The following is an 11,639-nucleotide window of genomic DNA, read 5'->3' as shown; positions in this document are numbered from 1 at the left end:
TTTCGCTCTTGCCTTTTTCCGTGTCTTCCGTGGCAAAAATAGCCCTTAGTTTTTTACTTACCATATACTTACTTAGATTGGTATTAGCTTGGCGCTGGGTGCTGCCCTTTTTGTGCGAATGAATTCGCCCCTACAAAAAGACTCAAAACCATCGGCTTTCTGAAATAAAAACACCGAGTCATCAGGCTCGGTGTTTCGGGTTTAGCTAGGCGCTTGGCGCCGGGTGCTCGGCGCTATCACTTACCCATCATTTTTTCTTTTAGCACGGCAAAATCAGCCGCTATGGTGCCATTAAGTGGCTCCATGGCAAGGTGCTTAGCAAGCGGGCCTGGCAAAGGTAAGTCTTGCCCTAAAATGGCATCTACATTTTCTTTAAACTTGGCCGGGTGTGCCGTACATAAGAAAATGCCCACTTCATCTTTACCACGCTCTTTATTCAGCAAGTCCCAACCAATGGCGCCATGGGGCTCACATAAATAACCTTGAGCAAATAAGCGCTGCAAGGCATCTTGAGTAAGCGCGTCGTCTAGTGAACCTGAGGCAATATCGGCTAAGTTCCAGCCTTTTACGCGGCACAGCTCTTCTACTCGGGGCCAGTTATTAGGACGGCTAACATCCATGGCGTTTGATAAGGTAGCCACGGTCGCTTTAGGATCCCAGCTACCACTTTCTAGGTAGCGCGGCACTGTGTCGTTGGCATTGGTTGCGGCCATAAAGCGCTTCACCGGCAAGCCCAACGCCTTGGCTATTAAGCCCGCCGTTAAATTACCAAAGTTACCCGATGGCACTGCAATAACCGCTTTATTACGCTGTTCTACGGGTAGCTGCGCTACGGCTTCAAAGTAGTAGCATACTTGGGCAACTAACCGACTAATGTTAATCGAGTTAGCAGAGTTTAGGCCCACAGCGGCTTTTAGCTCTTCATCATCAAAAGCTTGTTTTACCAGCGCTTGGCAGTCATCAAAATCGCCCTGTACCGCATAGGTGCGAATATTATCACCCAAGGTGGTAAACAGTTTTTCTTGTAGTGGGCTAATTTTTCCTTCTGGATACAAGATAACCACTTCAATATTAGGCAAGCCATAAAAAGCATGCGCTACAGCGGCCCCCGTATCACCAGAGGTGGCGGTCAAAATCGTGATCTTTTTACCGTCTGTGCTTAATGTAGCCAAGCACTGCGCCATAAAGCGACCACCAAAGTCTTTAAACGCCAAGGTTGGGCCATGAAATAACTCAAGGGCATAAGTGTGATCGTCTACTTTTACCAAAGGAGCCGGAAAGGTAAACGCACGCTCAACCATAGCGGTAAGAGTGGCTTCCGGAATTTCATCACCAATAAGGTGCTGTAATACCGCCACCGAGCGCGGTACTAATGGCAACTCGAGTAAGGCATCAATATTGGCGATGGGTGTTAAATTATCAGGGAAAAATAAGCCCTGTTCACGCCCTAAACCTTGTTTAACGGCACCGGTAAAATTGATGGTTTCCGTATTGTCCTTAATGTTGTACAACTTCATAGTTCTGTTCCTGTTACTCGCGCACCTTGGGTATCGATTTTGCAAATATGGCAAAAACCATCTTGATTTTGAATAAAATGCTCATTGAGCCACGCTGCTAATTTTTCAGCTTGGCTTAACTCTTTCAGCACACAAAACACTGTCGGGCCACTACCAGAAATACCGGTAGCCAATGCACCTAATGCTGCGGCTTGATCACGCACCGCATCAAAACCTGGGATTAATTGGGCGCGATAGGGTTCGGCAATAACATCTTTTAGCATGGCTGCCGCCAACGGCTCTTGGCCAGTATGGCACGCATGTACAAACCCCGCTAAACGACGCCCATAAGTCAGGCAGTCTTGGCGGCGATATTGTGCCGGTAAAATACCGCGTGCTTCCGAGGTAGAAATATTAATGCCGGGATAACACAACACCCAGTACCAATCATCAAAGCTTGGCAGCGTTTGGCTCACAATATCAACTTCATCTAGCACCAACTGCATGCCGCCAAAATGACAAGGTGCCACATTATCGTAATGCAAAGAGCCAGAAATTTGCCCCTCTAGCTCCCCCATCAGCAACATGAGCTCATGTTCGCTAAGAGGAGTATCATAAAACGCATTTAAGGCAACAAAAGCCGCTACTATGCTAGTGGCACTCGAACCGAGCCCCGAACCAACAGGCATGTTTTTTTCAAGGGTCATGGTGAGCGGCTTAACTGCCACTTGTTTAGCTGCTAGGGCTTTTTCAAATGCTAAATAACACTCATAAACAATGTTTTGCGTAAAATCGTCTGGCAACTTATGGGCATAGGCGCCCACAGTGGTCAAATTAAAATCGCCATCAGTATTAGCCACCAATACCCGATCACCCAGCACTGTGCCATCAACAGGGGCCACTGCGGCCCCCAATACATCAAAACCCACGCTTACATTAGCCGTAGAGGCTGGGGCAAAAGCAACAACGCTCATTTATAGCTCCTGCTTCCAGTTGTGGGTGCGCAGTAAATCGGCAAACACACCGGCGGCGGTAACATCCGCACCGGCACCGTAACCACGCAGCACTAAGGGAATAGGCTGGTAATATTGGGTATAGAATGCCAGGGCATTTTCGCCGTCTTTCACTTTAAACAGTGGGTCATCACCGTCTACCGCTTTAATGGCCACTTTGCAGTGACCATTTTCAATTTCACCTACATAGCGCAGTACTTTGCCTTCGCTGGCTGCCTCAGACACCAACTGCTCAAAATAATTATTCGCTTCTGGCAGGCGCGCCATAAAGGTCTCAATATCACCGCTATCATCAAAATTAGGTGGCAAGCCCATTTCAATTTCAATATCAGATAAATCTAACTCCATACCGGCTTCACGGGCTAAAATCAGCAGCTTACGTGCCACGTCCATGCCGTTTAAGTCATCACGGGGATCAGGCTCTGTAAAGCCGTTTTCTCGTGCTACACGTGTGGCATCCGCAAAGCTCATGCCTTCGTCTAACTTACCAAAAATATACGACATTGAGCCCGACAATATACCGCCAAAGGAGTTTAGTTTGTCACCCGCACGCAGCAAGTTTTGTAGGTTTTCAATAACCGGTAAACCCGCGCCCACTGTGGTTTCATATAAAAACTTACGGTGAGTACGCTGAGCGGCACGGCGCAACTGACGATAGTAATCTAGGCTTGCAGTATTGGCTTTTTTGTTTGGCGTCACTACATGGAAACCCGCCGCTAAAAAGTCGGCATATTGCTCAGCCACGCTATCACTTGACGTACAATCCACCAGCACAGGGTTAATAAGATGACTGTCTTCTACCATGCGCTGCAAGCGCGGTAGGTTAAAGGTATCGGTTGCTTGTGCCAGCTTATCTTGCCACTCGTTCAAGTTAATACCGTCACGGTTTACCGTCATTTGGCGAGAATTAGCAATGCCCACTACGCGAATACCGATATCTTGAGTTTCTAGCACCGGCTGCTGACGGCGAATTTGCTCTAGCAATTCTCCACCTACTCCCCCACAGCCCACTAAAAACACATCAATAAAGCGACGGCTAGAGAAGAAGTTTTGATGACACGCCTTAATCGCTTCAGTGGTTTTTGCTTTATGGATCACCGCCGAAATAGAGCGCTCGCTCGAGCCTTGTGCAATAGCAACAATATTAATAGACGCTTCTGCTAATGCATTAAAGAAACGGGCCGACACTCCTCTTACCGTACGCATACGATCGCCAACCAAAGAGATAATGGCGAGATCTTCAATAATATCTAATGGCTCTAGCAGTTTATTTTCAAACTCAAGAGCAAACTCATCGGCAATGGCTTGCTGCGCTTTAGCTTGATCAAAACTGTGAATACAAAAGCCCACGCTATATTCAGACGAGCTTTGGGTTATCAGCACAATGCTAACACCGGCGCGCGAGACACAAGAAAACAAGCGTCCAGCCATGCCCACCATACCTTTCATGCCTGGGCCTGAAATATTAATCATGGTCATGCCAGAGAGGTCAGAAATACCTTTAACCTGCTGGTCATCATCGCTGCATTCTGGGCCAATCAGTGACCCTTCACCTTGGGGATGACTGGTATTTTTGATCAAGCACGGAATGTGAAATTGTGCGATGGGCGCAATAGTTTTGGGATGCAATACTTTAGCGCCAAAATAAGACAGCTCCATCGCTTCTTTATAAGACAGTTGCTTAAGCAGCTTGGCATCGGGTACCAAACGCGGATCACAGTTATAAACGCCGTCTACATCGGTCCAAATTTCACAGCATTGCGCATTCACACAAGCCGACAATACAGCAGCAGAATAATCTGAACCATTGCGACCTAAAATAACCGTTTCACCCTTCTCATTGCCTGCAGTAAAGCCTGGCATAAGATATACGCAATCGGTACGTAACGTCTGTTGTGCAAATCGCTCACGGGATACACCAATATTAATGGTGGCTTCTAAATAGCTACCTTCGCCCAATAACATGGTTTGTGGGGTAATAACTTCTACTTGTTCGCCTCGGGCTTTTAATAACTCAGCCATGGTCGCAATCGACAAGGCTTCACCCCGGCTTAAAATGTGTGCTTGGGTATTGTCAGGGCACTGCTGTAATAAACTAACCCCTTGCAGCAAACGAGCCAGCTGGCTGAGTTCACGTTCAATACGCTCTTTTAGCGCACTATCATCTAGTGAAGCAAACTGAGCTTTTAGACCATCGATTATATCGTGAAAAATCTGCTCAATTTCTTGTAACACCGGTGCGGGGTCTAAACCACGAATGGTTTGCTCTACTACCGCCACCAAATGATTCGTTACTTTGGCGGGAGCGGATAACACCAACGCCACCTGAGATTGCTGCTGATTATTGACCACAATATCGGCGACATTATTAAATCGCTCGCTATTGGCCAATGAGGTGCCGCCAAATTTCAAGACACGCATTTATAACTCCCTGTTCTAGACGAAAAGTACTAAACGAAAATGTAAAAAGCCCGCATCGGATGGGGAAGCGGGCTTTAGAATTCTAATCGGTATGTCGTTAGCGCATCAGCCTGCCCCAGCACCACTGGTAGTGGTACCGGTAATAATAATGGTGGTGATGCGGTGTGCACAAAGCAACATAACGAAAAACCTCTAAAAACGTATGCCATAGCAATACCCCGAGAGTGCATACTTGTCAACTCCCCTTGTGGCTTGATAAGGCACGGTTGAAGTCTTTATAAAGCAAATGTAATAAGTTTACATTGCGCCGAACTAGCATAGGCAATGGATACACCCCCAACACGCCAGTTTTTTATGCTGCTTCATTACTATTTCACCAAGCAATCGCTCTGTTTTTTTTGTAGAAGCAAAGTAAGCGTATAGCTTTGATTTTACTCGCACCGGCCAGCAATTTAAGTACAAAATACAGCTGCATGCCCTACCCAACAAAATACCCCATCAAAACGGGGCCTATTGTCCCATAAAACCCACAATAACGGTAGGCTGGTAACCCTAGTCACAAAAGCGGCTAGCAGACATTGTAAAGTGCGAGCAGTCGCAACGACCCGCAAGCTTAGTTGGGTTAATGTACAGCGCCAAGTATGACTTAATTAGGGAGAGATAAAGTGGATGATGGTGGTGTAGCTCGCGTCATTATGACGCGGTTTGAGGACTTTTATAACTGCTTTTTGGATATCACAAACGGCGCTCAAGACCGATTTGAACGCCAAGACTGGGAAGCGGTACAAGAGGCCGGGGTAGAACGCATTCGTCTTTATGATCAGCATGTTAAAAAAACAATGCAGGCGATCCGAGAGCAGCACGGACATGCCCCTTTTGGTGCCAGTAAACTAAAATCTATTAAGCAGACGTTTAACGATTTACTGATTAAACAAACGAACCCTGAAATTGCCGAATCTTTTTATAACTCTGTGTACCGGCGATCATTTCGCCATAAAAACATTCACGCTAATAACTTGTATGTGCACCGTTTTATCTCATGTGCCGCTGCCACTCAAACCGCATCTTATTGCCAGTCTTACCACACTCATTTACCTGAGCTAGACGGCACACTGAGCCATATTATTGACACGCTAAACTTGAGTGTGCCCTTTCGCAATCTCAGCCAAGACCTAGCCTACGTTCGGCGCTATATACAAGACAAGGCACCGGCGGCATTTGCGCAGCAGCTCTTACGGATTGATGTTATCAACTCATTGTTCTTTCGTAACAAAGGAGCCTATTTAATTGCTCGAATAGAATGCAATCAGGTCATACTGCCTTTTATTCTGCCTATTTTGCACCATAGCGACGGCGGCTTATATATAGACACTCTTATTTTGTCTTATGATGATGCCTCTATTTTATTCAGCTTTTCTCGTGCTTACTTTATGGTCTGGTGTCCAGAAGCAGCGCCGTTAGTGCAATTTTTACGCCCTTTGTTACCGAGCAAGGCCGATCATGAAATTTACAGCGCAATTGGCTGCCAAAAGCATGGAAAAACCGAGTTTTATCGTGATTTTTTACAACAATTACAACAATCGCGTGATCAATTTGTAATGGCACCGGGCATTAAAGGCATGGTGATGAGCGTATTTACCTTACCCTCATTTAATATAGTGTTTAAAATTATTAAAGATAAATTTACCCCCCCTAAAGTCATTAATCACGACACTGTGCGCGCTAAATACCGGCTGGTAAAGCAACACGACAGAGTGGGTCGTATGGCAGATACTATGCAATTTACCAACTTTGAGTTACCCCTAGATCGCATCAGCCCTGCGCTACTAGACGAACTGCAGCAGGTCGCACCTTCACAGCTAACTCTCACCGAACATACACTTATTATTCATCATCTATATACCGAGCGACGCATGACACCGCTTAACCTCTATCTTGAGCAAGCGTCTGAATTAGAGCGAGTACAGGTGTTAGATGAATATGCAAACGCCATTAAACAGTTAGCCACGGCGAATATTTTTCCTGGAGATATGTTATTTAAAAACTTTGGCGTGACGCGCCATAATCGAGTTATTTTTTATGATTATGACGAAATTAGTTATATGACAGAGTGTCATTTCCGTGACATTCCCAAGGCACGCTACCCTGAAGATGAGCTAAGTGCTGAACCTTGGTATTCAGTCGCTGAGAACGATATTTTTCCTGAGGAATTCGCTACCTTTTTACTGAGCAGCCCACGCATCAAAGATGCCTTTAAAGCAGAGCATCATAATTTGTTTACGGCAGATTATTGGCGAGCGCTACAAAGTAATATTACTGAGGGGCAATTCGGTGATGTCTTTCCCTACTCACAGCAACAACGCTTTAGCACGCTGTATGGCCAAGATATTAACTCACACAGATAAACCTAACTTTGTTGATCACAGATGATGCACTTTATTACTGGTGCATCATCTAATATACCCGTTAGTACTCATCCACTTTGTATACGCTCTGTATAGGTTAAAAGGAGTGGTGTGTCAGTGGCCCACGGGCCACCAAAATGCCATTAATATCGGCGTAAATATAATCATCAGACTTAATGGTCACACCAGCAAAGGTCACTTCTACGTCTACCTCTCCTACCCCACGTTTTTCGGTTTTCATTGGACAAGTCGCCAGCGCTTTTACACCTAAGGCCATTTCACTAATGGCGCCTGCGTCACGAATCGCGCCATTAATCACTACGCCTGCCCAGCCGTTTTCTATGGCTAACATCGCTACTTGGTCACCCATTAGCGCACGGCGCACACTTGCCCCACCATCAACGACCAACACTTTACCTGTGCCAGGCGTTGCCAATAACTCACGTACTTTTGAGTTATCTTCATTACAACGTACTGTAACTGCTTGGCCCCAAAAGGTCTGTGCTGCACCGTAGTCTTTAAAGAGGGGCGCTAATATTTCAATTTCATCGCCATGCTCATCACATAAATCAGGTAATAAATCTAACATTTAAAGCCTCCATAATAGATAAACTAACCACACTCCCAACCTTACCTCTCCAACCTATCACGAGCAAATTTAACATTATCAGCGGCTAACTATTGTTATGCTCCTGTTAACTGTTAAAATACTAACACTTTGGGTAATGGACCTCTGTTTGTCCCAGCTGTATATTTTTTGGGCGCAACGCAGTCACAGCATGGGATGCAAATAATAAAAACTCAAGAAGCAGTACCGTCAGGCCTGTGCAACCTCGTGTTAACGAGAGATAGCACACCACCCTATAAGTGCTAGAGTAACAAATGATACATCTTTCTCACTTCGGCAACTGTTGATACTGAATTCTATTTACATCTAATAAACAGGTAGGCGCATGCAGACTCCACATATTCTTATTGTTGAAGACGAGCTAGTTACTCGCAACACCTTAAAAGGCATTTTTGAAGCCGAGGGGTACTCTGTGCTAGAAGCAACAGATGGCGAAGAAATGTATAGAGCTCTGTCTAATAATCACGTAAATCTCGTGATCATGGACATTAACCTACCCGGTAAAAATGGCTTATTACTGGCTCGTGAATTGCGTGATCAGCATAATTTGGCGCTGATGTTTTTAACTGGCCGCGATAACGAAGTAGACAAAATATTAGGACTAGAAATTGGTGCAGATGACTACATCACCAAACCTTTTAATCCTAGAGAGCTCACCATTCGTGCTCGTAATTTACTTAGCCGCACCATGCAGGTGCCAGAGATAAATGAAGAAGAAAAGTTAGTTGATGCTTATCGCTTTAATGGCTGGACCTTAGATATTAACAGCCGCGCTTTGGTGAGCCCAAGCGGAGATATGTTTAAGCTACCGCGCAGCGAATTTCGTGCCATGGTGCACTTTTGTGAGCACCCGGGGCAAATTCAAAGCCGTGCCGACTTATTGAAGAAAATGACAGGTCGTGAGCTGAAACCGCACGACCGTACTGTGGATGTCACTATTCGTCGCATTCGTAAACACTTTGAGTCAATTCCTGACACGCCAGAAATTATTGCGACCATTCACGGCGAAGGCTACCGTTTTTGCGGTGAGTTAGAAGCCTGATAGCTCACAGTCACTGAGCAAGCTAACAATAAAAACCCGCCATGGCGGGTTTTTCTTATTTGGCTACAGGTTACATATTGTCAATAATATCGCTGGCAAATTCAGAGCAGGATCTTAATGTGGCGCCACTCATTTGCCGCTCAAAATCATAAGTGACCGTTTTATTAGCAATAGCCGCGGCCATGCCTTTAATAATAAGATCGGCGGCCTCAGGCCAGCCAATATGGCGCAGCATCATTTCGGCGGATAAAATTAATGAGCCAGGGTTCACTTTATCTTGCCCTGCATATTTAGGTGCCGTGCCGTGGGTTGCCTCAAATAATGCCACCCCATCACCTATATTGGCGCCAGGGGCAATACCAATACCGCCCACTTGAGCCGCTAACGCATCAGAAATATAATCCCCGTTTAAATTCATACAGGCAATCACATCATACTCATCTGGCCGTAATAATATTTGCTGTAGAAAGGCATCAGCAATGGCATCTTTTACAATGATCTTTTTGCCCGTATTAGGGTTAATAAATTCACACCAAGGGCCACCATCAATCGGAGTGGCAGCAAACTCTCGTTCGGCCAGTGCATAACCCCAGTCTTTAAAGGCACCTTCCGTATATTTCATAATATTGCCCTTGTGCACCAAGGTCACCGAGTCTCTATCATGCTCAATGGCGTACTTAAATGCCGCGCGCACCAAGCGTTCGGTGCCCGCTTTTGAGGTCGGCTTAATACCAATGCCGCAGTGCTCAGCAAAACGAATATTTTGCACGCCCATCTCATCAGTTAAAAAAGCAATAAGTTTAGTTGCCTCTGCACTGTCTGCGGGCCACTCGATGCCGGCATAAATATCTTCACTGTTCTCTCTAAAAATCACCATATCGGTGAGCTCTGGCTGTTTCACTGGGCTGGGAGTGCCAGGATAATATCGAACCGGGCGTAAACACACATACAGATCGAGTTGCTGGCGTAAAGCCACATTAAGTGAGCGGATCCCGCCCCCCACAGGCGTGGTCAATGGGCCTTTAATGGCCACATGATAATCACGAATAAGCGCTAAGGTTTCAGAGGGCAACCAAATATCTTCGCCATACACTTGGGTCGCTTTCTCTCCGGTATATATTTCCATCCAGTTAATAGTGCATTCATTGTTATATGCCTTAGCAACAGCAGCATCCACCACCGCCTGCATGGCTGGAGTAACATCAACACCAATGCCATCTCCTTCAATAAAAGGAATAATAGGATCGTGTGGCACTTTAAGGTGTCCCTGCTCGTCCACTGTTATTTTTTGACCTTTAATAGGAACAATGACTTTTGACATAGTTCGACAACTCCTTATTGAGAAAACCTTTTTAATAAATCTAACAACCCAATAAGTAACACAAATGTTAAATTAAAAATAGAGACCTTCGTCTTTGTTGACTCTTTCTACAAAATAGTACAGCAACCTAGAAAACCCACCGCTCACACAGCACTTTACCATTCAGCTTTGAATCAACTAGTGCCTTCACTTCGATTGGTATTAGTCTCAAGCAAAGACTTTTGTTAAGGTAAAATTCTGTTTAATAAACTTTTTACCCATGAATACCAAAAAAACACGCTCTTATAACAGAGCAATGGCCAAAACATCCTCTAAAGCAGACCCCACAGTCACGCTATTATTTAACAAGCCTTACATGGTGTTGTGCCAATTTACTGATGCTGAAGGCCGCCAAACGCTGGCAGACTTTATTGATAAACCAGGGGTATATGCCGCAGGACGACTCGATAGAGACAGTGAAGGGTTATTGGTACTCACCAATAATGGGGCGTTAAATGCCAAACTCACCCAACCAGGTCGAAAAACCGCCAAAACTTATTGGGCACAAGTTGAAGGCATACCCACAGAGGCTGACTTAGACCAGCTTCGTCAAGGTGTCATACTCAAAGACGGCCTCACCCTGCCCGCTCAAGTGCGCATTATGCCAGCGCCCAATCTTTGGCCACGCACGCCGCCCATTCGTGAGCGCCAGCATATTCCCACCCGCTGGTTAGAAATTAACATTATTGAAGGGCGTAATCGGCAAGTCAGGCGAATGACGGCACATATTGGTTTTCCTACGTTACGTCTCATTCGCTATGCCGTTGGCCAGTGGACACTTGATAATTTACCCTCAGGCCAATGGAGAGCCATCACATGAGTCATCACCCTTTTGCTGTCACCCTTGCCATGATCATACGCGCGGGCGATCGTTTCTTAATGGTGGAAGAGTGGCAACAAGGCAAGATACGTTTTAATCAGCCTGCCGGTCACTTAGAGCCCGGCGAAACCCTACTGGCCGGTGCCCAGCGTGAGTTATTAGAAGAAACGGGCTTAGCCATTCCTCTTGAGCAAGGGGTCGCCATTTATCAATTTGAAGCGCCCGATAATGGCACTCATTTTGTGCGTTTTACCTTTTGTGCCGAGGTGGCTGAGCCCTTAGCCACACACCCACAAGATCCTGACGGCGATATTATTCGCTGCCACTGGTTAACCCTGCCAGACATTGAAGCCTTAGGCAGCCAATTACGCAGCCCCATGATTTTAGCGTCATTTAAGGATTACCTCGCCGGCCAACGCTTTGCTCTTGATAGCCTGAAGCAGCAGCGCTAATG

General features: G+C 45.9%; 8 protein-coding genes and 1 pseudogene. 4 read left to right on the top strand and 5 right to left on the bottom strand.

Features of this window, described 5'->3' with window-relative positions; translation table 11 throughout:
* Window positions 1-236 precede the first annotated feature (236 nt).
* The 3 genes from thrC to thrA are packed head-to-tail and all read right to left on the bottom strand — an operon-like array spanning window position 237 to window position 4,930.
* Window positions 237-1,517: a threonine synthase gene (gene thrC, locus ACTHY5_RS07830; protein WP_441878420.1), complete on the bottom strand. Its 1,281-nt coding sequence runs from the start codon at window positions 1,515-1,517 to the stop codon at window positions 237-239.
* Window positions 1,514-2,470 (bottom strand): homoserine kinase, encoded by a 957-nt coding sequence (gene thrB / locus ACTHY5_RS07825; protein ID WP_441878418.1) that lies wholly within the window; start codon window positions 2,468-2,470, stop codon window positions 1,514-1,516. Before thrB ends, thrC begins: the two co-directional genes overlap by 4 nt.
* Window positions 2,471-4,930, bottom strand: a complete 2,460-nt coding sequence (gene thrA, locus ACTHY5_RS07820; protein ID WP_441878416.1) for a bifunctional aspartate kinase/homoserine dehydrogenase I — start codon at window positions 4,928-4,930, stop codon at window positions 2,471-2,473.
* Window positions 4,931-5,595: 665 nt separating this feature from the next.
* Here thrA and aceK point away from each other — a divergent pair.
* Entirely contained in the window at window positions 5,596-7,335 is a 1,740-nt protein-coding gene (gene aceK, locus ACTHY5_RS07815) for a bifunctional isocitrate dehydrogenase kinase/phosphatase (RefSeq protein ID WP_441878414.1), read from the top strand.
* Window positions 7,336-7,432: 97 nt separating this feature from the next.
* On the opposite strand, the gene ACTHY5_RS07810 is transcribed toward aceK, so the two are convergent.
* On the bottom strand, window positions 7,433-7,924 hold the full coding sequence (locus tag ACTHY5_RS07810) for a putative 4-hydroxy-4-methyl-2-oxoglutarate aldolase (protein WP_441878412.1): 492 nt from the start codon (window positions 7,922-7,924) through the stop codon (window positions 7,433-7,435).
* A gap of 364 nt (window positions 7,925-8,288) precedes the next feature.
* Between ACTHY5_RS07810 and arcA the strand changes: the two genes are divergently transcribed.
* Window positions 8,289-9,005, top strand: coding sequence for a two-component system response regulator ArcA (gene arcA / locus ACTHY5_RS07805; RefSeq protein ID WP_441878410.1), 717 nt, complete (start codon window positions 8,289-8,291; stop codon window positions 9,003-9,005).
* Window positions 9,006-9,075: 70 nt separating this feature from the next.
* Here the strand turns inward: arcA and icd are convergent, their stop codons facing one another.
* Entirely contained in the window at window positions 9,076-10,326 is a 1,251-nt protein-coding gene (icd, locus tag ACTHY5_RS07800; RefSeq protein ID WP_441878408.1) for an NADP-dependent isocitrate dehydrogenase, read from the bottom strand.
* A gap of 334 nt (window positions 10,327-10,660) precedes the next feature.
* Here icd and ACTHY5_RS07795 point away from each other — a divergent pair.
* Together ACTHY5_RS07795 and ACTHY5_RS07790 are read left to right on the top strand one after the other, a co-directional pair.
* Window positions 10,661-11,179, top strand: a pseudogene (locus tag ACTHY5_RS07795) (pseudouridine synthase); the annotation flags it as partial.
* 2 nt (window positions 11,180-11,181) lie between these two features.
* Window positions 11,182-11,637 carry an NUDIX hydrolase gene (locus ACTHY5_RS07790; RefSeq protein ID WP_441878406.1) on the top strand — a complete coding sequence of 152 codons (456 nt, stop codon included), beginning with the start codon at window positions 11,182-11,184 and terminating at the stop codon, window positions 11,635-11,637.
* Window positions 11,638-11,639: the final 2 nt, after the last annotated feature.

The organism is Oceanisphaera sp. (assembly GCF_052084945.1).
GTDB lineage: Bacteria > Pseudomonadota > Gammaproteobacteria > Enterobacterales > Aeromonadaceae > Oceanimonas.
This window is presented reverse-complemented; position numbering and strand designations above follow the sequence as displayed.